Origin of the sequence: Rhizobium sp. P28RR-XV (assembly GCF_012641385.1) — a bacterium.
Taxonomy (GTDB): Bacteria; Pseudomonadota; Alphaproteobacteria; order Rhizobiales; family Rhizobiaceae; genus Rhizobium.
In genome coordinates this window covers 82,558-104,328 of record NZ_JABAIG010000007.1, presented here as the reverse complement: position 1 = coordinate 104,328, position 21,771 = coordinate 82,558, and the positions used below count along the sequence as shown (strand labels likewise).

The 21,771-nt window shown below is 58.3% G+C and carries 20 protein-coding genes and 2 pseudogenes; 9 read left to right on the top strand and 13 right to left on the bottom strand.

Annotation, left to right across the window (positions count from 1 at the left end):
• Nucleotides 1-106 precede the first annotated feature (106 nt).
• The 3 genes and pseudogenes from HGP12_RS16135 to HGP12_RS16125 all read left to right on the top strand — a co-directional run bounded on the left by HGP12_RS16135 (nt 107) and on the right by HGP12_RS16125 (nt 1,945).
• Nucleotides 107-567: pseudogene (locus tag HGP12_RS16135) on the top strand (DUF1348 family protein).
• 30 nt (nt 568-597) lie between these two features.
• Entirely contained in the window at nt 598-915 is a 318-nt protein-coding gene (locus HGP12_RS16130; RefSeq protein WP_246703429.1) for a hypothetical protein, read from the top strand.
• Between the two features lie 139 nt (nt 916-1,054).
• On the top strand, nt 1,055-1,945 hold the full coding sequence (locus HGP12_RS16125) for a LysR family transcriptional regulator (protein WP_168879243.1): 891 nt from the start codon (nt 1,055-1,057) through the stop codon (nt 1,943-1,945).
• 662 nt (nt 1,946-2,607) lie between these two features.
• Here HGP12_RS16125 and HGP12_RS16120 read toward each other — a convergent pair.
• From HGP12_RS16120 to HGP12_RS16110, 3 genes are read right to left on the bottom strand one after another with little or no spacing between them, the layout of a single operon-like run.
• A complete protein-coding gene (locus HGP12_RS16120; RefSeq protein WP_168879242.1) occupies nt 2,608-2,877 on the bottom strand; it encodes a hypothetical protein in 270 nt (89 codons plus the stop codon).
• Nucleotides 2,878-2,930: 53 nt separating this feature from the next.
• Nucleotides 2,931-3,707, bottom strand: a complete 777-nt coding sequence (locus HGP12_RS16115; RefSeq protein WP_168879241.1) for a molybdopterin-binding protein — start codon at nt 3,705-3,707, stop codon at nt 2,931-2,933.
• Nucleotides 3,704-4,567: a cytochrome b/b6 domain-containing protein gene (locus HGP12_RS16110; protein WP_168879240.1), complete on the bottom strand. Its 864-nt coding sequence runs from the start codon at nt 4,565-4,567 to the stop codon at nt 3,704-3,706. The genes HGP12_RS16115 and HGP12_RS16110 overlap by 4 nt, the downstream gene beginning before the upstream one ends.
• A 228-nt stretch (nt 4,568-4,795) precedes the next feature.
• Between HGP12_RS16110 and HGP12_RS34665 the strand changes: the two are divergent.
• A pseudogene (locus HGP12_RS34665) lies at nt 4,796-5,216 on the top strand (DUF1223 domain-containing protein).
• Between the two features lie 722 nt (nt 5,217-5,938).
• Here the strand turns inward: HGP12_RS34665 and HGP12_RS16100 are convergent.
• The 8 genes from HGP12_RS16100 to HGP12_RS16065 form a co-directional block, all read right to left on the bottom strand.
• The gene (locus tag HGP12_RS16100; protein ID WP_168879239.1) at nt 5,939-6,991 is read right to left on the bottom strand and encodes a sn-glycerol-3-phosphate import ATP-binding protein UgpC; all 1,053 of its coding nucleotides are present in this window, start codon (nt 6,989-6,991) and stop codon (nt 5,939-5,941) included.
• Nucleotides 6,991-7,839: a sn-glycerol-3-phosphate ABC transporter permease UgpE gene (gene ugpE, locus HGP12_RS16095; RefSeq protein ID WP_168879238.1), complete on the bottom strand. Its 849-nt coding sequence runs from the start codon at nt 7,837-7,839 to the stop codon at nt 6,991-6,993. The genes HGP12_RS16100 and ugpE overlap by 1 nt, the downstream gene beginning before the upstream one ends.
• A gap of 9 nt (nt 7,840-7,848) precedes the next feature.
• Nucleotides 7,849-8,730, bottom strand: coding sequence for a sn-glycerol-3-phosphate ABC transporter permease UgpA (ugpA, locus tag HGP12_RS16090; protein ID WP_168879237.1), 882 nt, complete (start codon nt 8,728-8,730; stop codon nt 7,849-7,851).
• Nucleotides 8,731-8,796: 66 nt separating this feature from the next.
• Nucleotides 8,797-10,107: a sn-glycerol-3-phosphate ABC transporter substrate-binding protein UgpB gene (gene ugpB / locus HGP12_RS16085; RefSeq protein WP_168879236.1), complete on the bottom strand. Its 1,311-nt coding sequence runs from the start codon at nt 10,105-10,107 to the stop codon at nt 8,797-8,799.
• A gap of 157 nt (nt 10,108-10,264) precedes the next feature.
• Nucleotides 10,265-11,065 carry an inositol monophosphatase family protein gene (locus HGP12_RS16080; RefSeq protein ID WP_168879235.1) on the bottom strand — a complete coding sequence of 267 codons (801 nt, stop codon included), beginning with the start codon at nt 11,063-11,065 and terminating at the stop codon, nt 10,265-10,267.
• Nucleotides 11,066-11,100: 35 nt separating this feature from the next.
• Nucleotides 11,101-12,165: an ABC transporter ATP-binding protein gene (locus tag HGP12_RS16075; RefSeq protein WP_168879234.1), complete on the bottom strand. Its 1,065-nt coding sequence runs from the start codon at nt 12,163-12,165 to the stop codon at nt 11,101-11,103.
• Complete coding sequence (locus HGP12_RS16070; protein WP_168879233.1) at nt 12,162-14,399, bottom strand: iron ABC transporter permease; 2,238 nt, start codon at nt 14,397-14,399, stop codon at nt 12,162-12,164. Before HGP12_RS16070 ends, HGP12_RS16075 begins: the two co-directional genes overlap by 4 nt.
• Before the next feature lie 89 nt (nt 14,400-14,488).
• Nucleotides 14,489-15,517: an ABC transporter substrate-binding protein gene (locus HGP12_RS16065; protein ID WP_168879232.1), complete on the bottom strand. Its 1,029-nt coding sequence runs from the start codon at nt 15,515-15,517 to the stop codon at nt 14,489-14,491.
• 183 nt (nt 15,518-15,700) lie between these two features.
• On the opposite strand from HGP12_RS16065, the gene HGP12_RS16060 reads away from it, so the two are divergent.
• The 5 genes from HGP12_RS16060 to HGP12_RS16040 all read left to right on the top strand — a co-directional run bounded on the left by HGP12_RS16060 (nt 15,701) and on the right by HGP12_RS16040 (nt 20,100).
• Nucleotides 15,701-16,702: a LacI family DNA-binding transcriptional regulator gene (locus HGP12_RS16060; protein ID WP_168879231.1), complete on the top strand. Its 1,002-nt coding sequence runs from the start codon at nt 15,701-15,703 to the stop codon at nt 16,700-16,702.
• Nucleotides 16,703-16,875: 173 nt separating this feature from the next.
• Nucleotides 16,876-18,561, top strand: a complete 1,686-nt coding sequence (locus tag HGP12_RS16055; RefSeq protein ID WP_168879230.1) for a Na/Pi cotransporter family protein — start codon at nt 16,876-16,878, stop codon at nt 18,559-18,561.
• On the top strand, nt 18,554-19,054 hold the full coding sequence (locus tag HGP12_RS16050; RefSeq protein ID WP_168879229.1) for an NUDIX hydrolase: 501 nt from the start codon (nt 18,554-18,556) through the stop codon (nt 19,052-19,054). Before HGP12_RS16055 ends, HGP12_RS16050 begins: the two co-directional genes overlap by 8 nt.
• A gap of 242 nt (nt 19,055-19,296) precedes the next feature.
• Nucleotides 19,297-19,500 (top strand): hypothetical protein, encoded by a 204-nt coding sequence (locus tag HGP12_RS16045; protein WP_168879228.1) that lies wholly within the window; start codon nt 19,297-19,299, stop codon nt 19,498-19,500.
• A gap of 366 nt (nt 19,501-19,866) precedes the next feature.
• A complete protein-coding gene (locus HGP12_RS16040) occupies nt 19,867-20,100 on the top strand; it encodes a hypothetical protein (protein ID WP_168879227.1) in 234 nt (77 codons plus the stop codon).
• A 48-nt stretch (nt 20,101-20,148) separates the two neighbouring features.
• Here HGP12_RS16040 and HGP12_RS16035 read toward each other — a convergent pair whose 3' ends face one another.
• Nucleotides 20,149-21,033: an NAD(P)H-binding protein gene (locus HGP12_RS16035; protein ID WP_168879226.1), complete on the bottom strand. Its 885-nt coding sequence runs from the start codon at nt 21,031-21,033 to the stop codon at nt 20,149-20,151.
• Complete coding sequence (locus HGP12_RS16030; protein WP_246703428.1) at nt 21,033-21,638, bottom strand: VOC family protein; 606 nt, start codon at nt 21,636-21,638, stop codon at nt 21,033-21,035. The genes HGP12_RS16035 and HGP12_RS16030 overlap by 1 nt, the downstream gene beginning before the upstream one ends.
• Nucleotides 21,639-21,771: the final 133 nt, after the last annotated feature.

Below are 21,771 nucleotides of genomic sequence, written 5' to 3'. Positions count from 1 at the left end.
TTGATGCCGGAAGGCATCCAGAGACAGATCGGCTCCGTGCCGATCATCTTCCGCCTGGTGTCGGCCACGCCGCCGCATCCATTTCCAATCTATAAGGCACCGAACCATGTCTCGTCCGCCACTTCCCCCTTTCAATGAACAGAGCGCCATCGAAAAGGTCCGTCTTGCCGAAGGTGGCTGGAACAGCCGCGATGCCGCCAAGGTGGCGCTCGCCTATACATTCGACACACGCTGGCGCAACCGCGTCGAATTCGCGACCAATCGTGCCGAGGCTGAAGCTTTCCTGAGGCGCAAATGGAACCGCGAGCTCGATTATCGCCTGATCAAGGAGATTTGGGCTTTCCAGGGCAACCGCCCGTTCGCTACGCCTACGAATATCACGACGGCAGCGGTCAGTGGTTTCGTGCCTATGGCAACGAGAACTGGGAATTCGCGGAGGACGGGCTGATGCGGGCGCGGCATGCCAGCATCAACGAACACCCGATCACGGAGGCGGAGCGCAGGTTCCGCTGGCCGCTCGGCCGCCGGCCTGACGATCACCAGGGTTTGAGCGACTTCGGCTTCTAAAGCCAGATCCGCATCTGGGAGGTCGCCACCATGGCAGGTTTCAAGCTCGAGGCTCGGGCGCGGCTGTCGATCGAGCTCGCGCTTACTGCCGGACGCGGGGATCCAATTTTTGCCCGACAGCAGGAAATGGACGCAAAGGCGCTCGGCATGACGGGGGCCGAAGTCGATATGGCCCGCAAGGGCTCGAGCTTCGATTTCCAGCTTTCCAAGGCAATAGCCGTGGCTCTCAAGCCAGACGCCGAGCACCGCGAGCGCGCCTTGAAAGCCGATGTCGGCACGCGAGCCTGTGCCGACATCGAAAGACTGGCAGCGTCCTACATCAGCCGATCTCTGTTGCGATCCGTATAGGCCATCGTCAATCTTTCATGACATCGCCAGCCATGTCATTGGTATCAAGCTCGAAACGGTCTTGCTCGATCTCTTTCGGGATTGATAGATTTCTGGGCGACGGTCACGTTGAGCAACACGAGCAATCTTTGAGGGGCGAATGGATCGATGGCAGGCAATGCGGATTTTCGTGAGGGTTGCGGAGACCGGAAGTTTTGCGGATACCGCGCGGCACATGCATATGAGTGCACCGGCTGTCACCCGCGCCGTTGCAGCGCTTGAAGATCTGATTGGCGCCCGCCTTTTCGTTCGCACGACGCGCTCCGTCAAAATGACGGAGGCTGGCACACGGTATTTCGACGATTGCCGCCGCATATTGGCGGATATCGCCGAAGCGGAGGCCGCTGCGGGAGGCTCCTATGCCACTCCGACTGGTATGCTGGCCATCACGGCTTCTGCATTGTTCGGGCAGATGTATATGCTGCCTATCGTGACCGAATTCCTGAACACCTTCCCGACCATGCATGCAAGGACGCTGTTTATCGATCGCCCGGTCAACATCGTCGAAGAAGGCGTCGACGTCGCCGTTCGTATCGGCCATCTACGGGATTCAGGTTTCTCCGCCATAAAGGTCGGGACCGTTCGACATGTCATCTGCGGGTCCCCGAGCTATTTCGAGAACCATGGCGTTCCGACCACACCGGCCGAGCTCAAGAACCATCGCATTGCCGCGTCCACAAGCGCCTGGGCATCGCCCGAATGGCGTTTTGCAAACGATCATCGGGTGACGATCGACCCCCTTCTACAATGCAACACCAACGACGCCGTGATCACGGCCGCCCGGGCAGGCTGGGGACTGACCCGAGTCCTGCACTACCAAATCGGTCCAGCCCTGCTTGCGGGGGAGCTGCAGATCGTTCTCAGCGACTATGAAGAGCCGCCAATGCCCATTCACATCCTTCACCCGGAAGGGCGACACGCGCCCGCCAAGGTTCGGGCCTTCGTGGACATGGCAGCGGCGCGCCTTCGGGAAAACCGGCTGTTGAACTAGAGCCGGATGATTTTAGGTCTGTTCGACCTAAAATCTGAATCCGCTCTAGAATCAAAGAAGTAGAGCGTGATGTCGTCCAAAAAAGCGCCTACACTTTTACGCACCACGCTCTAAACTGCCGCTGCATCCTTTCGCTGGCCTCGTGCGAGATCCCGCCGTTTGGGACGCCGATCTCCAATGACAGCTGCTCAAGCCACCAGGTCGTGATACTCTCTAATTATTTCATGCGCCGTAATTATCATTTCCACATTGCGCAGATTATCGTTTTTCTGTGAAAGGACATATCGTCTCCAAGGCAGCCGCGGTCGGCGCCTCAAACCCAATGGCGGGTTGAGGGCCGATACTCTTACCGCCGAGGCGAAAAACTGATCTGCGTTCGGTAATTCGCCGCACGCGTGCGCAATGGGGTGCCGCCGAGGTACGCCGCCACGTCCGAGCTTTGGACCGAGGTATCGCAAATCTGGCGGAGGGCAAAGGTCCTTCAGGATATGAGCGCGATGCGAACATCACTGCGTCTTTTATCCGCTTCGCGAGGATGCACCCAGCATGATCGCGGCGATTTCTATAAACAAATGGATCTCATGCAGCGCTTGGCTGGTCGACTGAACAAATGATCTTTGATGGTGGCGACCGGACGTTGACCGGCCGCCATGGTTGGCTTCTTACATCTTGCCGATGCTCTTCATGGCTTTGTCCATGTGCATCTTGCAATCGTCCATTTTTTTAGCTTTCATCGCATCCTTGGCCATCATCATTTCTTTAGATGCCATCGCCTTCTTTTCCTTCATCATCGGCCCGGTCATAGCATCCACGTCGCTCTGCGCCTTCATCATGGAAGCGTCATCGCACTTCATCACCATCGCGTTCGCCGCATAGACCGGCAATGTGAAGGCTGTCATCAGTAAAGCAGTCGCAATCGCAAGCTTGAGCATATTCTCCTCCTCTTGATGGGCCTAATTGCCCGTAGTCAGACGTTTCCGAGCGGTTAGATCCCCGCGTACCACTCATAGCCGCGGTCCTCCCAGAAACCGCCCTTGCCACCCCATAGGCTGGCGAAGCTGTCTTTGACTTCAATGCGCGTGAGATATTTTGCGTGTTTGTAGCCAAGATGGCGTTCAACCCTCAGCCTCAGTGGCGCGCCATGTGCCACTTCCAGATCATTGCCGTTGAGCTGATAAGCAAGGATTGTCTGCGGATGAAAGGCATCGATTAGATCGATGCTCTCGTAGTAGGTGCCGCTGCCGTCGATCGTTTGTTCGAGCTGGTCGGCGCAGTAAAACACCGCATAGCGAGCTCCCGGCCTGATACCGGCACTCTGTAGGAGAAGCCCAAGCGGCACGCCCCTCCATTTCCCTATCGCGCTCCAGCCTTCCACACAGTCATGCCGCGTGATTTGCGTCCGCGATGGCAACTTTCTTAGATCCGCTAACGAGAGCTCAAGCGGGTGCTGGACCAAACCGTCAATCTTCAACCGCCAGTCCGCAAAGCCGGTCGCCGTCATCCGGGCATAGTCTTCGCTGTCCGGCTGACTGGTACCGTTCGGCCTGAAGGTCGGCGAGATGTCCGCTTCCGAGAACTCGCGAGCCAGCTTGTCGCTCGGAACCAAAATTCGCTGGCTTTTCATCGTCAGCTTTTCCGCCATCGCCAGGACATTTTGAATCTTGGCGTTCTGGACGACGTCGTCGCAGCCGGTAAGGCCGATTGCACCCAGCCCAGCCGCTGATCCGATCAACAGGTGGCGTCGTGTGATGGAGAACGTCATTCCCCACCCCCGTTATTCTCGATCCTGTAACGGCCGGTGATCATCGAACGCATGTTGTTCCAAAGACCGGAAAGGATGACCATTGTGACATGCACCACAACGAAGAAGACGATCGACCAGGCGCAGATGAAATGGATGGAGCGCGCCGACTGCCGGCCAGCAAAGAAATCAAGCAGAAAGGGAAAGCCGGCATCCATGCCGGGTGACATGGTCAGCCCGGTTGCAAGCATAAGCGGCAGCAGAATGAAGATAACAATGAGATAAGCGAGCTTCTGAAGAACATTGTAATGGCGCGCCTTTTCTCCTTTCGGGAAGCGTAGGCGTGCGTGGTCGGCGATCTCTTCTTTAAGATGAGAGGGCGAGAGCTCGTCAGCGCGCGGCGCGAGATCGCGCCGGAAATGACCGCTCAGGACACCGTAAAGCATATAGATCGATCCGTTGATCACGAAGAGCCAGGCAAAGAACAGATGCCATCGACGGCCGGTCGCGAGATCCTGATAGCTCGGGATGGTGGCCCAGGAAGGAAAGCCCCGCTCGGTCACATCGCCGCCGACCCGCGAAACGCCGAGAACACCTGTTGTCGCAACAGACAGGCTTCCAACGCGTAAGACGCCACGCGTGCTATCTCCGTCGTGGACAGTCCCGATCGAAAACCAGGATGGATCGGCATCGGCGCCGTACTGGCCCCAGTAGAGCGATGGATGAGCGTTGAATATCTGCAGACCGCTCATTAGCAACAGGCTGAGGCAAAGAAGATTAAGCCAGTGCGTGATGCGCGTCAGCACCGAATGACGGTTAACGAAGATCGTCGTGGGACCTCTCGTCGGCGACGCTGTTTCCAGATGGTCAACGGTCGCCATGGCGCTCCTCCAGAGCTGGCTACGGTACGGTCCTATCGGGCAAATAAGGATGCTAAAGTACTCTCATCACAGGCATTGTGAAATAATCTTTTGTAGACGGCGCTACATCGCCTCGCAGCTGGAGAGATCTCGCCTAAGAATAGCTGCCCGGCGGTCACGAAGCCGTGACCATGTAATAAGCGACCATCTCGTTGCGACATCGATGATGGAACCATTGGGAGAGAAGCGATGAGGCCGATAGCGAAGTTAATGGTCGCCGCAACGGTCGCGTATGTCATGGTGGGCGTTTTTCATTCGGCACCGAGCGACATGCGTCCCTTCACGGTTGTTGAACTCTTCACAAGCTGGGGATGTTCGTCCTGCCCGCCCGCGAACGCCAACCTGTTAAAGCTCAGAAAGCGCGACGATGTCCTCGCGTTGAGCTTCAGTCACATACTGGGATTATCTCGGCTGGAAGGACATATTCGGAAAACAGGAATTTGCGGATAGACAGATTGCATACGAGGCGCCGTTGCATCAGTCATGGTCCTTTAAACCACAGATGGTTATCAACGGCACAACGACTGTGGTTGGGAACAATCTCGTCGAACTGGCCCAACTTCTGTCAACCGTTTCCCACCTGACGGGGCCGTCCATCACCCTTAGCTAAAGCCGCGCGGAGACAGGGCGCGGCGATGGCCGAGGAATGGCGGCGGATGTCTGGTTGATCCAGTACGACCCAAACATTGTCAACGTACCAATTGCGCGAGGCGAAGGCGCCGGCGGCACTTTGGCCCAAATAAACGTCGTCCCTGCATTGAAACGCATCGGGCAATGGGACGAAAGTCCTGCGACATTCGGTTTCTCGAAGGCGTCGCATGTCCTTCACTCGGCAATTCTCGTTCAACAGCCACGAGGTGGTTCTGTGCTGGCAGCGGCCACGGACTGAGCCTTGCTGGCAAAATCCTCGTCTTGAGATGATCCGTCGCGATGCCCATTTCCCGCTGGTTTCCGTGTCTGATCCCATCGATCAACTCAAGATACTCATAATGCCGCCCAGCTTTTAGCAGCTGCGTTGGGGCATTGTCTTAAAGCGGAGCTACCGCTTTACCCATTTCTCGTCCGATGGCTCAGGGCCAAAGATAGTTATACGTTGGGCCGCTGACGAGAAGTCCGGCGAGCATAGGGGAGCATAAGCGGTCGTCACGTCGCGCTGAATCTAACTTGCGGAAAGGCGAGCTTTCACGTTTCGCTTGATCGATGGCGCGATCTCTATCGTCCGGATTTTAGGCGACCCTTCCAGGTTCCGTATAGAACTGGGATTGCACCAAGGATTCCAATCGCAGCGAACCCAATGCCCTTGAACAAGCTGCCAGGATAGGAGGCCGATCATCAATCCCGGTCTAGCCTGTTTCCCTCGCCGTCAAAGAAATGCAGGTTTTCGGCGGAAGCAGCGACGGCAAGGTCGGAATCTATCACTATCCGGGAGCGACCGGGAACACGAAAGACAATGGTCTGTTCATCGTGCAAGATGCCGTAGACGTAACTTTCAGCACCGACCAACTCTATCGCCTGGACACGCGCACGGACGATGAGGGCTGCATCATTTATGTCCTCGGCAAGATAAAGATCCTCGGGCCGAATTCCAATTGTCGCGTCGCCAGCATTCTGGCTCATGGCTGGTGCGAGGACGGCGCCGCTTTTTTCTGTGATCCTGAGCAGGTTCATTGAAGGCGACCCGATGAAGGTCGCAACAAATGTCGTGGCAGGGCATTCATAGAGCTCAATCGGCGTGCCGACCTGTTCGATCCGCCCGCCATTCAATACGACCAGGCGGTCGGCAAGTGTCATGGCCTCCATCTGGTCATGAGTGACATAGACGCTGGTGGTTCCCAACGAGCGTTGCAACCGTTTAATCTCGACGCGCATTTGCACTCGTAGCTTGGCATCGAGATTGGAAAGCGGCTCGTCGAACAGGAACGCCGCCGGTTCGCGCACAATGGCGCGCCCCATCGCTACACGTTGTCGCTGACCACCGGAGAGTTGACGTGGTTTGCGCTCGAGGAAGGGTTCGATCTCGAGCGATCGTGCCGCTGACTGAATGCGCTTGTCTATCTCGGCTGCTGGGAAATTCCGGTTCTTCAGGCCATATGCCAGATTTTGGCGCACGGTCATATGAGGATAGAGCGCGTAGTTCTGGAAGACCATGGCGATGTCGCGCTCTGAGGGTTCAAGGCGGTTGACGATGCGATCGCCTATATTAATTTCGCCAGAGGAGATAGCTTCGAGGCCCGCGATCATACGTAAGAGCGTGGACTTGCCACAGCCGGAAGGTCCGACCAGTACGACAAGTTCGCCGTCGGCGATATCGAGCGACACGCCTTTGATTACATCGACATTGCCGCCATAGGTTTTGCGAACGTCCCTAAGGGTGATCCCAGCCATTATTTCTCCGTCTCTACAAGGCCTTTGACGAACCAGCGCTGCATCAGCACCACCACGAGGATGGGCGGGATGATCGCAAGGATCGCCGTCACCATTACGAAATTCCAGGGTGTCGCCGCGTCGGCGAAATCCACCATCTTTCTGAGCCCGATGATGATCGTCGACATCTTCGCGTCATTGGTGACAAGAAGTGGCCACAAATATTGCGTCCAGCCATAGATGAAGAGGATTACGAACAGGGCAGCGATATTGGTCTTCGACAGCGGCAGCAGGATATCGCGCATGAAGCGGAAGGGGCCGGCATTGTCGATGCGGGCGGCTTCCAGCAGTTCACCCGGCACCGTCAGGAAGAATTGCCGGAACAGGAAGGTCGCTGTTGCCGATGCCATTAACGGCAGGGTGAGGCCGGCATAGGTATCGATCATTCCAAGATCGACGATCACCTTGTAGGTCGGCAGGATACGTACCTCCACCGGCAACATCAGCGTGACGAAGATCATCCAGAAGAACACCATCCGCAGCGGAAAGCGAAAGAAGACGATGGCGAATGCCGACAGGAAGGAAATCGCGATCTTGCCGGCAGCGATGACGACCGCCACGACGAACGTGTTCCACAGCATGCGCGGCAGGCTGACACCGACCACGCGCTCGACACCGCCGGAGAGTGCCTCACCATAATTCTCAGCGAAATGCCCGCCGGGCAACAGCGAGATCGGAGGCCGCAAAATCTCGGCGGACGTCATCGTCGAGGCAACGAAGGTGTAGTAGATCGGGAAGGCGACGACGACGATGCCAAGGATCAGCATGAGATGGCCGATCAGATTGGCGATGGGACGTTTTTCGATCATCGGCTCGCCTCACGCATAGTGCACGCGCTTTTCGACGAAGCGGAATTGAAATGCCGTCAGCGCTATGACGATCACCATGAGGATGACCGACTGGGCCGCTGAGGAGCCGAGGTTGAGGTTGACGAAACCGTCATTGTAGACCTTGTAGACGAGGGTCTCCGTCGCCTTTGCCGGGCCGCCACCGGTCACGGCATGGATGATGCCGAAGGTGTCGAAGAAGGCGTAAACCGTGTTGACCACCAGGAGGAAGAAAGTCGTCGGCGCGAGCAGCGGGAAGACAATGGTCCAGAAGCGCCGGTTGCCGCGAGCGCCGTCAATGGAGGCGGCTTCCAAGAGCGATTTGGGGATCGCCTGCAGGCCAGCCACGAAGAAGAGGAAATTGTAGCTGATCTGCTTCCAGGCCGCAGCGACGACGACCAGCACCATGGCCTGGCTGCCGTTCAAAAGCGGGTCCCAGGCAAAGCCGTTACGGCGCAGGATATAGGCGAAGGTGCCCATGGCCGGGTTGAACATGAAGAGCCAAAGCATGCCGGCGACGGCGGGCGCAACCGCATAAGGCCAGATCAGGAGCGTGCGATAAAGTGTCTGGCCGCGCACGACCTTATCGGCGGCGGTGGCAAGCGCGAGCGCGAGGACCATCGACAGCAGTGCCGTAGCAATGCTGAAAATTACCGTCACCTGCAGGGAATGCAGGTAAGTCTCGTCGGACAAAACGGCGCGGAAATTCGCAAGCCCCACGAAGCCGCTCTTCAGCCCGAAGGGGTCTTCGCGCTGCATCGATTGATAAAGCGCTTGGCTTGCCGGCCAGAAAAAGAAGACGACCGTGAGAACGATCTGCGGAGTGACGAGGAAATAGGGAAGGAGCTTGTTCGGAAAGACGACGCGCTGCACGGCGATCTCCTATGATGGGGAAACTGCCCGCAGCCGTGACGGTCGCGGGCCAAACGCATCAGCGCATCAATTGCCGATGGCCTGTTGGATGGCGGCATTGCCGCGCTCAACGGCCTTGTCGAGTGCCGTCTTGGCATCCTCCTTGCCGGCCAACATCGCCTCGAACTCCTCATTCATGATATCGCGCACCTGCGGCAGGTTGACGAGGCGCACGCCCTTGGAATTGGCCGTGGGCGCCTTGCCGAGCATTTGCAGGATCGGCGTTTCGCGACCGGGATTCTTGTCATAGAAACCGGATTTCTTGGTTTCCTCATAGGCGGCCGTCGTCACCGGCAGATAGCCGGACACCTGATGCAGGCGCGCCTGGATCTTGGTCTGCGACAGAAAATGGAAGAATTCCGCGATACCCTTATATTCGGTATCGCTCTTGCCAGCGAAAACCCAAAGGCTGGCGCCGCCGGGAATGGTGTTTTGCGGTCGGCCTTCACCTTCGTAATAAGGAAGTTGCCCGATGCCGTAATTCATGCCGCTCTTGATAATGTCGCCGAGGCCGCCGGATGATTCCGTCAGGATACCGCATTCTCCAGACGTGAAGAGCTGCTTTGCCTCGGAGGTGCGACCGCCATAGCGGAAGGTGCCGTCCTTAGCGAGATCGGCGATCGCTTGGAAATGCTGGACAAACAGCGGCGCATTGAAAGCCAGTTTGACGTCGGTGCCGCCGAGGCCGTTTTCGTTGGAGCCATAGCTGACATTATTCCAGGCGGCGAAATTTTCGGTCTGGATCCAGGTGAGCCAGGTGGAAGTGAAGCCGCAGGCCGAAGCGCCGCTCGACTTGATCTTCTTGGCCGCTTCGAAGACTTCAGGCCAGGTTTTCGGCGAGCTTTCGGGATCGAGACCGGCCTTCTTGAAGGTCGCCTTGTTGTAATAGAGGATCGGCGAAGACGAATTATACGGAAAGGACAGCATTGTGCCATCCGGCTTCGAATAATAGGAAACAATGCCCGACAAATATTGTGATTTGTCGAAGGTGTAGCCTCCCTTCTTCAGCACGTCGGCCGCTGGCATGATGGCGCCTTCAGCGCCCATCATTACGCCGCTGCCGGCATCGAAGACTTGCAGGATGGCTGGCGCTTGTTTGGCACGGAACGCGGCGATGCCGGCATTGAGTGCTTCAGGATACGTGCCCTTAAACACCGGAACGATCTTGTAGTCCTTCTGGCTCGCATTGAATTCCGTGGCCAGTTGCTCGACGACTTCGTTATTGGCGCCCGACATGGCGTGCCACCATTGCAGCTCGGTTGCTGCAAGCGCGTGCGATGTTCCACTGAATGAAATTGCAGCCACCACAAGGCAGCTCGAAGCGAAAAAATTAGGCATTATTCCTCCCATTTTTATCCTCTTGCGAAACGGATTGGCCGATCCTCCTCGATCTGCCAGTCCGCTTTACACTATGCATTCGCCGCACCCAGCGATCAAACTTGCAAGCGCGTTCACCTAAACTAATATCTGCTCAGCTCTTGTCCACCCGAGAAATTTATAAGCCAGCTATCTTTTTGAGGTCGTCGATTGCACCGGGAGCAGCACCCAGAACCACCGATCCTTTTGTCAGCCGTTCACCGTCTGTCGGAAAGGGATGGTACCAGCCGCCGGCTTCCTTCACGAGGCAATAGCCGGCAAGACAATCCCAAGCATGCATATACGGCTCGTAATAGCCGACCAGCCGGCCGGCGGCGACATAGGCGAGCATCAGAGCTCCTGAGCCGTTGCGGATAAAATTGCCGCCGGCCTCGAGCACTTGCTCGACCATCTTCCCGACAAAGGCCGGCGAGACATGATTGTTGGCGCCGATGCCGGTCACGGCGTTGCGGATATTGCGCGACGGGTCCAGCTTGAGGCTCTTGCCGTTCAGCATAGCGCCTTTGCCGTGGGCGGCGACGTAAAGCTCGTCGTGGCATGGCGCCGAGATGACGCCGATCACGGGAATGCCGCCCCACAGTACCGCAATAGAAACGCACCAGTTCGGCATACCGTTGACGAAGGGACTGGTTCCGTCGATCGGATCGATGACCCAGGTGTAGCCGGACGAGCCTGTCTCCAGACCATATTCTTCACCGAGAATGCTGTCGGTGGGATGCGCTTCCTGGATGCGTCCTCGAATGAGATTTTCCACCTCCCGGTCGGCAATCGATACGACGTCGTGCAGATCGCGCTTGGTTTCGATGATCAGGGTCTCGCGGCGCTTGAAATAATCGAGGGCGAGCCTGCCGGCCTCCTGGGCCATCGCCTCGGCAAGCGCGAGGCGTGTTTCGAGATCGGCGAGGGGAGCGGATGTCATGTGAGGTGTCCTTAATCGTCTGATGTTGGGGGCGCTCAGTCGCCGATGATGGCGATGCCACGATCCTTGAAGGCGATGGTCACATCCGTTTTGGCAGGAAGGGCGGAATCGACGGTTGCGTCGATGACGAAGAGCGAGCCGCGAGCGGTCTTGACCTCATATTCGACGTGATCGCCGAGATAGGCGGAGTGGGTGATCTGGCCATTGAAGAGGCCGCTGCTCGTCCTTGGCGTCAGGGTGATGGCGTTCGGCCGCACGGCAAGCTGGGCGGGACCGGGATTGAGCGAACGGCCGTTAATCCTGTGGCGGAGTCCTTCGATCGCGATCATGGCGCCATCGCCGTCGGCTTCGATGACATCGCATGGCATGACATTCGCCTCACCCATGAAATCGGCGATGAAGGCTGACGCCGGGGTGTCGTAAAGCTCGCGCGGTGCACCTTGCTGTGCGATGTCGCCATCCTTCATGACGATGATGCGGTCGGACACGGCAAGCGCCTCATCCTGGTCGTGGGTAACGTAGACGGCGGTAAAGCCGAGCCGCTGCTGCAATTCGCGAATATCTGTCCGGACGCGCCGGCGCAGCCGCGCATCGAGATTGGAAAGCGGCTCGTCAAGAAGCAGCACCTGCGGTTCGAGGACGAGAGCCCGCGCGACGGCGACGCGCTGCTGTTGGCCGCCCGAGAGTTCGGCTGGAAGACGCGCACCCATGCCTGCAAGGCCGACAAGGCCGAGAGCTTCTTCTGCTTTGTCTCGTGCCTCCTTCCGCTTCATACCTGACGACTGAAGTCCATAGGCGACATTGTCGAGCGCCGTCATGTGCGGAAACAGGGCATAGCTTTGAAAGACCATGGAGACGTCGCGCTCGTTGGCGGGAAGCATGGTGACGTCCTTGCCGCCGATCAGGATGCGGCCGGAGGACGGATGTTCAAGCCCCGCCAGCATCCGAAGTGTCGTCGTTTTGCCGCAGCCGGAAGGGCCGAGCAGCGTCACGAGCGTTCCGGGTTCAATGGTCAGCGACAGGTCGGGAATGGCGGTAAAGGCGCCGAAGGCCTTTCGGACATTCTCGAAGACGACGGAACCGGTAGCCTTCGGGTTCATGCAGGTTTCTCCTGGGCAAGGGCTGCGGACGCGGTCGGTAAGGAAGTGATCGCGATACGATTTACGCGTCTCAGCCGTCTTTCTCCAACGAGCAGCTGGAAGCCGGCGATGACGATGATCATGACGACGATGAGCGCGGAGGAATAGGCGATCGCGACGCCGTACTCGCCGTTCTCGACCAAGCCGACGATATAGGCGGTGGACATATTGTATTGGGCGCTGACGAGAAATATGACGGCACTGATCGAAGTGATGGCTCGCACGAAGGAATAGACGAGTGCTGCCGTAATCGCCGGCCGCAAAAGCGGCAGGATTACTTTCCGGATCGTTCGCAGGCTGTCGGCCCGCAGCGTCAGCGAGGCCTCGTCGAGGCTCTTATCCAGCTGGCTCATGGCCGCAACGCCACCGCGTACGCCGACCGGCATATTGCGGAATACGAAACAGGCGACCAGGATCAGCGCGGTACCGGTCATCTCTAGCGGCGGCAGGTTGAAAGCCATGATGTAGCTAATGCCGATGACGGTGCCAGGGATCGCAAAGCTCATCATCAGCGCGAATTCGAACAGGCCGCGGCCGAGGAATTTCTGCCGCACGGTCAGGTAGGCCGTCAGCAGGCCGACCACCGCCGTCAAGGGTGCGGAGATCAGGGCGATCTCCATCGTCGTCCAGAAAGAGTTCCAGGCAACGCCGCTCCAGGCAAGACTGCCATCGTCTCGCAGACCAATCGAGAAGGCCTTGATGTAGTGTTCGACCGTTAGCGTGTTGTCGAGGCCCCAGGTGCGCACGAAACCGCCGAAGAAGATCATGACATAGACGACGACGGTAAAGATCATCCAGGGAATGACGAGCGCATGGACCGTGATTGAAAGGCCGCGGGGTAGGGCGGCGTGAGCGCCGGAATCGCCTTTGCCCGTGACGGTCGCAAAGCTCTTGTTCTGCAGCCAGAGACGCTGCGCAAGGAAGGCGCTCAGCGTGAAGACCAGCAGGATCATGGCAAGGACGGCCGCACGCGACGGGTCGTTCTGGGCGCCGACGACGCTGAAGAAAATCTCCGTCGACAGAACGCCGTGGCTGCCGCCAAGGACCATCGGATTGCCGAAATCCGCCATGCTCTCGATGAAGCCGATCAGGAAGGCATTTGCCAGGCCCGGCTTCATCAGCGGCAGGGAGACCCGCCAGAATGTGCGCCAGCGATTGGCGCGCAGCGTTTGCGACGCCTCTTCCATTGATGGGCTGACACCCTCTACGACGCCGATCAGCACGAGAAAGGATATCGGCGTGAAGGAGAGAACCTGAGCGATCCAGATACCCGTCAAGCCATAGAGCCAGCGGCTCGGTTCTGTTCCAAGCAGTGAAGCAGCCGCATGCGTGACGACGCCCGCTCGACCGAACAGCAAGGTCAACGCCAGACCGACCACAAAAGGCGGCGTGATGATTGGCAGGATTGTCAGCAGCCTCAGTCCCTTCTTGAAGGGAAAGCGGGTACGAGTGACGACCAGGGCAAAGCAGAGCCCGAGCAGCGTCGACCCGCTTGCCGTCAGGATGGCAAGCCAGAGTGTGCGCCAGGCGACGCCGCAACGGTCGCCGCCAATAATACAGCCAAGGTTCCAGATCGACGGATCCTGGATGTTCGTTGTAAAGCCACTGGGATCGAACGATCCGTCGAAGGATTGGAACGCGCCCACGAACATGCTGCCGACGGGATAGAAGACGAAGATCGCGACCAGCACAACGAGCATTGTGATGGCGCTGACGACGAAGGCGTCGCCCTTCATAGCCCCGCGTTCGGCAAGGCCGAAGGAAAAGAGAAGGACAAAGACGATGCCGAGGACGATGGCGCCAGCGCCCATGGCCGGCTGTCCGTCCGGCAAAGCACCGAACAGGGTTTGGCAGATCGACCAGCTCCAGCCAGATGCCGTAATGGCGAGCCCTTGTAGCGATATAAAAGCAAAGCCCACTGCGCCGACAAGCGCCATGAGCGCACCACGCGGCATCGGATCGGAGACGAAGCGCGCGATGCCGCCGAGCACGAAAAGCCCGACGGCAATCGCGAGCCACCATCGGCCATGACTGGCAATCTGCAGGATTCCGGGCGCTGTGGAGGGGTCGCCTGGAAAGCTGCCCAGCCAGCCAAGGCCGAAGAAGCCACCCTCGATGCGATACCATGGGAGTAGTATCAGGGCAGCGGTGCCGAAGATCAGCGCGACATCCAGCCGGCGTTTGCTATTGGTCATGGTTGGATTTGCATTCCATTCAGCAAAATCGGAAGTTCAGCAGGCCGGATGCATAAGAGCCGGCCTGCAAGGGCAATCGACAGAGGCGATCAGTTGGCCTTAGCGCCGATTTCCTTGTCCCATCGCGCAAGCAGAGCCTTGCGAACGGTTGGATCGCCATATTTCTTGAAGTCGTAATTAATCAATTTGATCTCTTCGAACTTCGGCGCTTCCTTCGGAACGTCGGCCGACTTGTTGGAGGGAAGCTGATAGGATTTCGCGTCCTTCATATGCGATTGCGCATCGGCGCTTAGGGCCCAATCATACCATTTCTTGGCGTTATCGAGGTTTCTCGCGCCCTTGATAATGGACATGGAGCCGATTTCGTAGCCGGTGCCCTCGCAAGGTGCGACCGCCTTGATCGGGAAACCTTCAACCGTCTGAGCAACGGCGTCATGCATGAAGACGATACCGATCGTCGATTCCCCACGCGCGGCTGCTTTCACCGGCGCGGAACCGGATTTGGTATACTGTGAGATATTCGCATTGAGCTTCGAAAGATAATCGAAGGCCTTGTCCTCACCCATGATCTGCACCAGTGTGGCAAGTGTATTGTAGGACGTCCCCGACGAGTTTGGATTGGCAATCTGGATTTCGCCCTTGTAGGAGGGGTCGAGCAGATCGGCCCAGCACTTCGGCTCTTTCAGGCCCTTTTTCTTCAGAATATCGGTGTTGTACCCCCAGCCAAGGGCTCCCGCGTAGACGCCGACCGTTCGGAAATTGGCGCTTTCGGCCTGCTTCTTTGCCCAATCCTGAAGCTGGTCCAAGAGCGCTGATTTATATTCGAGCGTCAGGCCCTCGGCCGCGGCCTGCAAGTGCGGATCGCCGGTTCCCGCCCACCAGATGTCCGTTTTCGGATTGCGCGCTTCGGCGCGGATCTTCGCATAGGTTTCGCCTGCGGAAAGCCGAACCATGTTGACCTTGATGTCGCTCTGCTTCTCGAACAGGCCCTTCATCAGATCGCAGACTTCAGGATCGGCAGAGCAGATCACGTTGAGATCACCTGCAGCATGCGCCGACCAGGCAATAAGAGATATTCCCGCGGCAAGGGTTGCCGCAGCCATGTTGACCAATCGCATGATGTCCTCCTCCTGTACGGCGCCTCCACGCCGAGCACTTTTTGCAAGCGTGTGCAAATGCTGCATTGCTTAGCCCACCCTGTCAACCGGGATTGTCATAAAAGTTTCACATTGCCGACATAACGGGCCGTTGCACGCGATTGCAAACTATGATCAAGTCCTATAGCGAATGGGAGAGGCACGGTGTCGCAACGAGATTTTGTCAGCGCTGAGGAAGTGGCGCAGCGCGCAGGTGTTTCGCGCTCGGCGGTTTCCCGTGCCTTCACGCCGGGGGCAAGCGTCTCCGAAGCCACTAGGCAAAAGGTGCTGCAGGCGGCGGAAGAGCTGGGATACCAGGTCAATCACCTTGCTCGGGGATTGATGCGTAACGAAAGCGGCATCGTCTGCCTCATCGTTTCTGATGTCGCGACACCCTATCGTTCCGCTCTTCTGCGTGAACTGACGCTACACCTGCAGCTTGCCGGCAAGGTGGCGATGCTGATCAATACCGATCGCTCCGACGGCAGCGTCAACAAGGCCCTGCAGCAGGCGATCCGCTACCGCGCCGATGCCTCCGTGATCTTATCGGGGTTGCCGGACAAATCGATCACGCAGCTCTGTCTGCGCAGCGGGCAGCGCCTCGTGTTGATCAATCGCGATGAAGACCAATCGGGGCCGCTGCATATCAATCTCGATGATCGGGAGGCCGCCGCACGCGTCGTAACGGCGTTTGTGCGGGCCGGCTGTACGCGACTTGCTTTTGCGAATTCCGAGGCCGGTACGCCGAGCCTCATGGCAAGGGAGCAGGGCTTCATCGCCGCAGCCCGCGAGCAGGGTCTTGACGTCGTGGTCGAAAGGCATGGCTGGACCGGATATGAGGCCGGCCAGATCGTGGCGCAACGCCTTCTGACGCGCAAGGAGCGGCCTGATGCGGTCTTTTGCGCGACTGATCTGCTCGCCTGCGGCTTCATGGACGCCGCTCGCCACCAGTTTTCGCTGTCCATCCCGCAACAGCTGTGTGTCGTCGGTTTCGATGATATCGAACAGGCATCCTGGTCTTCTTATCGGCTGACCACTTTTTCGCAACCGGTCACGGTCATTGCACGTGAGGCCGTGACTTGGTTGTCGGAAAGCGGCGTTGCCGAGGGAAGATCGCTGACATTGCAAGCGGACCTGGTCTGGCGTGAGACGATCAGAGGCGGGTAAAGGATCATTTCCCTTGTTTATAAACAGGGAAATTTTATTTGTGACCGTTTTATGACAGTATGTCTTGCGAAAGGCGAGAAGGTAAAGAACATAGTCGGCTAATAAAAGGTTAGTTGATCGAGATGCTGATGTTCGGCATTTATCCGGGCATCACAGACATACGGAGGACCGCTATGGCGCTTATTTTCGGCCTGGTTGCTTTGGCCGGCCACATCGCCCTGTTGCTGTGGGGCACGCGCATGGTCCAGACCGGCATACAGCGGGCATTCGGCCCGGATCTCCGCTCTTTTCTCGGCCGCGCCTTGAGCAATCGCATGAAGGCGTTCTTTGCCGGCATCGGTGTCACCGCGATCCTGCAGAGCAGCACGGCAACCGGCCTGATGGCATCGGGCTTTGCAGCCGGCGGACTGGTGGATCTCGTGCCGGCGCTTGCCGTCATGCTGGGCGCCAATGTGGGAACGACCCTGATCGTGCAGGTGCTGTCCTTCGACGTCGCGGCCGCTTCGCCGGCGCTCATCCTCATTGGTGTCCTGATGTTCCGGCGGATCGGGAACTCGCGCATTCACGATCTCGGGCGCGTCATGATCGGGCTTGGCTTCATGCTTTTGACGCTGCATCAGCTGCTCGATCTGATGACGCAATATGAAGGGTCGAAAGCGCTCGCCTATGTGCTGGACGCGATCGCCGCGACGCCGGTGCTCAGCATGCTTCTTGCGGCCATCCTCACATGGGCCGCCCATTCCAGTGTCGCCGTGGTGCTGCTCATCATGTCCCTGGCAAGCAAGGGGCTTGTCGATCTCGATCAGGCCTTTGCTCTCGTTCTCGGTGCCAATTTAGGCACCGCGATCAACCCGCTGATCGAAGGGCAGTCGGGCACCGATCTATCCGTCAAACGGCTGCCGATCGGCAATATGCTGACGCGTATCGTCGGGGTGATCGCGGTGATCGGCCTGCTGGAGCCCGCCACGCGCCTGTCGGCGATGGTCGACAGCGACAGTGGCCGTGCCGTCGCCAATTTTCACAGTGCCTTTAATATCGTTCTGGCGGTGGTCTTCATGCCGTTGCTGCGGCCCTATGCCGATCTTTTGACGAAACTGCTGCCGCAGAGAATCGACGAGGCCGATCCGACACGTCCGAGATATCTCGATCCGGCCGCCAAGGAGACGCCTGTCGTTGCTCTCGGGGCCGCGGCGCGGGAGGCGCTGAGGCTGGTCGACGTCTTGTCGGAAATGCTCGCCGGCGCGAAATCGGCGCTGTCGGACACCGATCGCCGCGCATTGACGCGGTTGCGGTCGCTGGACAACATCCTCGACAGCCTCAACACGGCGGTTAAGACCTATCTGACTTCGATCGATCCCGATGAGCTCGGCGAAGCCGACAGGCGGCGTCTGAACGAAATCCTGCTGTTTTCGATGAACATGGAGCATGCCGGCGACGTGCTCGACCAGAACCTGCTGCCGCACCTGGCCAAGCGCCTTCGCCGGAGTTTGAGCTTCTCGAAGGAGGGGCAGCTCGAACTGGCAAGGCTTTTCGACCGATTGCAATCGAACCTGCGGACGACGGCCGCCCTGTTCATGACACAGAACGAGAGTGCCGCCCGCCTGCTGGCAGAGGAGAAGGTCATTTTTCGCAAGGCGGAGCGCGAGGGAACGGAAGCCCATTTTCAGCGCCTGCGGCAAGGTGGGATCGAAACCGCCGAGACCAGCTCGCTTCACCTCGATCTGCTGCGTGATCTCAAGCAGATCAATTCCCACCTGGTCGCCGCCGCTGCCTATCCCGTTTTGGAAGAGCGCGGCGAACTCCTGCAGAGCCGGACGCCAAGCCCGGTCCCACAGGCGGCCGTGACCGCGAATGACTAAAAAGACCTATCTTAGCCGTCTGGCCGGCGAGGCGGACAAACTCTTCGCCGGCCGCTCCATCGAACAATATGGCGCGATCTGTTACCGGCGAGCGCAGGGGCAGGAAAATGTCGAAATCCTGCTGATCACCTCGCGCGACAGCGGCCGATGGGTCATTCCCAAGGGATGGCCGATGGACAGGAAGCTTCCGCATCAGGTCGCCGAACGCGAAGCCTGGGAAGAGGCAGGCGTCAGAGGAAAGGCCAGGAAGAAACGCTTCGGCTACTACACCTATCTCAAAGTCCTCGGCACCGGCGAGACCGTCCCCTCTGTCGTTCAAGTCCATCTTCTTGACGTCGCCGAATTGGCCGAGCGCTTTCCGGAGCGCGGGCAGCGCCAGCTGCAATGGTTCTCGCCCAACGAAGCCGCCGCCCATGTCCGCGAGCCGGAGTTGAAGAGCCTGCTGCGCGGGGTGGATACGCTGCTCAAAGAAGACAAGAAAGGCAAAGGATGAGCTCTCCGGCTATAGTTGGTCCCGGTGGGAATTGCGATGACGAATCGTCCGGGTCAGGCGCTGTGCCCAAATTTCACAATGAAAGTTGACATTAAGTGGAACATTTTTGGAGCCCCGGCGTACCTATCAAAAGGGCGCACGAGCTCTAAACCTCGCCAACCGGACGCCGAACCAAGGCAAATCTGATCCGGGCCAATGTCAAAACCACTGAGAACAGTCCTCAACTTCAAGGGAGGCGTGCTGTGCCAAAAACTGCTAGAATTCCCCCCGTTGTCCCCCATGACGATCACATCGTCACGGCGAAAGAAGCGCTCGAGGTTTCCTTTCTTAGGCTGGAGCAGGAAGTCGAGATCCGTCTTGTCGCTGCAGCTCTACGTGCGGGATGGTCGGCGGACGACGCTCTCGACGCGATCGATCAACTGAAGGCTGAGGAAAACGGGCAATGAACCAAATATTATGTAGAAACGCGGCTCACGTCCCGGACGTCCTCTCAATTCTTCATCCGGCCAGATCGCCGTCAGGAAACTTCCATCCCCGTCAAGATGGCCGAATTCTTTGAAGAGGAAGGGCGATGGCGGGCAGTCGATCCCTCATCCCGGTTATGTCTCTAAGCTGAAGCGCTTTGAAACAATCAATCTTCGACGCATCCGGCTGATTCCCGTCGTCGCTCCGAATTTTCTGCCTTTTCCACTGGAGGAGGCGTCGCTGGAGCGGACGCTGGACCTGGTCCAATGCATCATTCGAGATAGCGCGGTAGAATGGCCCGCTACGTCATCGAAGGCGCCCGGACCTGCACCGTCGGTGATCTACTCATGAAAAAAGAAGTGATCCTGCAGGCACTTGGTTGGGGACCTATGCCGGATTTTCTTGTCGCTGCTGAGTTGCGCGACGGCCGTTTGAACTCCATGGCCAGCAGCTATTTCCATGGCGGCCTGATCGAGCTTGTCGCCGCGCGCCGAGCCGGAAACGCGCACGGAGCAGCGGCATCGGCGCTCTGGTGTGTCCTGCAGGGGAGTGCCGATTCTAATCCCGAGCGCGAGCGCTGATGACGTGCTGATTGGGGTGGGGAACCGCAAATCTCAGCCCTTCGAACTTCAGCAATGTGCCGAAGCCCCGGTCTTCACGAGGCCTGAGATGTAAGCCCGCAAGCTAGTTGTTCCACGCATGGGGTCTTCGGGCATATCGAATCCGCCCAACGATACCTCGATCATTCGCGCGTAGGCATGGGCCGCTTGTTCTGAAAAACCCGCTTGCTTCAGGCTCGATTCCCACTCGCTTCGTTCAATCGTTCGGACGGTAACGGCATGCTCGAGCGTTTCGGCGAAAGCAGCCGCCACCTCGTCGAACGAGTATGCCTTCGGTCCTTCCACATACTGGATTCCGACGTCGTCGAGCGGAGTGGTCAGTCGTCTTGCTGCAGCCATGCCAAGATCGGTCGGAGCCACCATCGGTATCTTCAAATGCGCCGGGAACATCGTGGTGATAAAGCCCTGCCGAGCCTCGTTGAGCAGCATATCGAGGTTGGTGAAGTAATATGCGCCGCGGTTGACGGCCGTCGGGATCGCGGCTGCGCCAACGCGTTTCTCGAAATTCCAAAGAACAGAGAGATCGCCGATCGCATTCCCCGGCTGCGCGCCGTAGGTGGACTCCACCAGGATTTTTTCCAAGTCCGCTCCGGCGACTGCGTCGGCGATGGTCGTGGCCGTCCGGGTTTCTTCTGCATCTGTATCGATGGTGACGGGAGCCGGGGGGTTCAATAGGAATGCTCGTCGGCCACGATTAAGCGTGGCGCGAAGAGCCTCCATATTACCGACATCGACGACGGCGATGTCGGCGCCGGCGGATTTGAGGTCACTGGCCCTGGCTTCGTCGCGCACGACCGCGATGACCTGGTGCCCCTCTTGAAGAAGCCTTCGAGCAACGACCGATCCGATATGGCCGGACGCGCCAAGTACGACGAAAGCATCTCGTTTCGACATCACAAAACTCCGTTCTTCCGCATTTCTTCCTTCGCGGCTTCGGTCTTGTCGGCAGAGACACCCAGCGCCTTAAGTACGGCGGCCGACTTGGTGAACTGGACTTCGCGGTATTCGACGATTTCGACATGGTTTCCCCAAGGGTCGAGAAAGTTGAATGGGCGGCCTTCCGGAACGATCGCGCCGGCCGCGGTGGCAAGGTCCATGACGCTCGATCTGTCGTCGACGACCAGACCGAGATGACGGTTCGTGTCGCGCTCTTGTGTCCTGCCACGGCTCAAGGCGAGGAACTGGTCTCCCATATCCACGAAAGCCCTCTGTAGAACACCGCTCTCATCACGGTGGCTCCCGCGGAGCTGGAAATCGAAGATCTCGCCATAGAACTCGAGCGCTGCGTCGACATCATCGACCTCGAGCGCGACGTGGTTCACACCAATGAGCTTGGGTTTGGTCATGCTTATCTCCCGCATTCCTGATGTCCTAGGCATAACGCCGAACGACCAAGAGAGTTCAGAAAGGTCTTCCACATGCGGGATGTCGGCATTGGCCGCTATTGCAGTCGCGCCATGCGCGAAAATTCCTAAATCGGCCATCGAGGCGTCGTTCATCGACAACATGTTCACGCAAGCAAGTGCTAAGCCGGGGTACGGTTGCCATGGATGCCGATATCGGCACCTCTTGTGCGTTGAAGACAATCAACGAAAGCCCAGGAGCTCTGCCAACATGTCGCAGACGCCAACC

Excerpts from the sequence above, each read along its gene's own strand:
- HGP12_RS16130 (WP_246703429.1), top strand. The coding sequence starts at position 598 with ATGGCAGGTTTCAAGCTCGAGGCTCGGGCGCGGCTGTCGATCGAGCTC.
- HGP12_RS16125 (WP_168879243.1), top strand. The coding sequence starts at position 1,055 with ATGGATCGATGGCAGGCAATGCGGATTTTCGTGAGGGTTGCGGAGACC.
- HGP12_RS16120 (WP_168879242.1), bottom strand. The coding sequence starts at position 2,877 with ATGCTCAAGCTTGCGATTGCGACTGCTTTACTGATGACAGCCTTCACA.
- HGP12_RS16115 (WP_168879241.1), bottom strand. The coding sequence starts at position 3,707 with ATGACGTTCTCCATCACACGACGCCACCTGTTGATCGGATCAGCGGCT.
- HGP12_RS16110 (WP_168879240.1), bottom strand. The coding sequence starts at position 4,567 with ATGGCGACCGTTGACCATCTGGAAACAGCGTCGCCGACGAGAGGTCCC.
- HGP12_RS16100 (WP_168879239.1), bottom strand. The coding sequence starts at position 6,991 with ATGGCTGGGATCACCCTTAGGGACGTTCGCAAAACCTATGGCGGCAAT.
- ugpE (WP_168879238.1), bottom strand. The coding sequence starts at position 7,839 with ATGATCGAAAAACGTCCCATCGCCAATCTGATCGGCCATCTCATGCTG.
- ugpB (WP_168879236.1), bottom strand. The coding sequence starts at position 10,107 with ATGCCTAATTTTTTCGCTTCGAGCTGCCTTGTGGTGGCTGCAATTTCA.
- HGP12_RS16080 (WP_168879235.1), bottom strand. The coding sequence starts at position 11,065 with ATGACATCCGCTCCCCTCGCCGATCTCGAAACACGCCTCGCGCTTGCC.
- HGP12_RS16075 (WP_168879234.1), bottom strand. The coding sequence starts at position 12,165 with ATGAACCCGAAGGCTACCGGTTCCGTCGTCTTCGAGAATGTCCGAAAG.
- HGP12_RS16070 (WP_168879233.1), bottom strand. The coding sequence starts at position 14,399 with ATGACCAATAGCAAACGCCGGCTGGATGTCGCGCTGATCTTCGGCACC.
- HGP12_RS16065 (WP_168879232.1), bottom strand. The coding sequence starts at position 15,517 with ATGCGATTGGTCAACATGGCTGCGGCAACCCTTGCCGCGGGAATATCT.
- HGP12_RS16055 (WP_168879230.1), top strand. The coding sequence starts at position 16,876 with ATGGCGCTTATTTTCGGCCTGGTTGCTTTGGCCGGCCACATCGCCCTG.
- HGP12_RS16050 (WP_168879229.1), top strand. The coding sequence starts at position 18,554 with ATGACTAAAAAGACCTATCTTAGCCGTCTGGCCGGCGAGGCGGACAAA.
- HGP12_RS16040 (WP_168879227.1), top strand. The coding sequence starts at position 19,867 with ATGAAAAAAGAAGTGATCCTGCAGGCACTTGGTTGGGGACCTATGCCG.
- HGP12_RS16035 (WP_168879226.1), bottom strand. The coding sequence starts at position 21,033 with ATGTCGAAACGAGATGCTTTCGTCGTACTTGGCGCGTCCGGCCATATC.
- HGP12_RS16030 (WP_246703428.1), bottom strand. The coding sequence starts at position 21,638 with ATGAACGACGCCTCGATGGCCGATTTAGGAATTTTCGCGCATGGCGCG.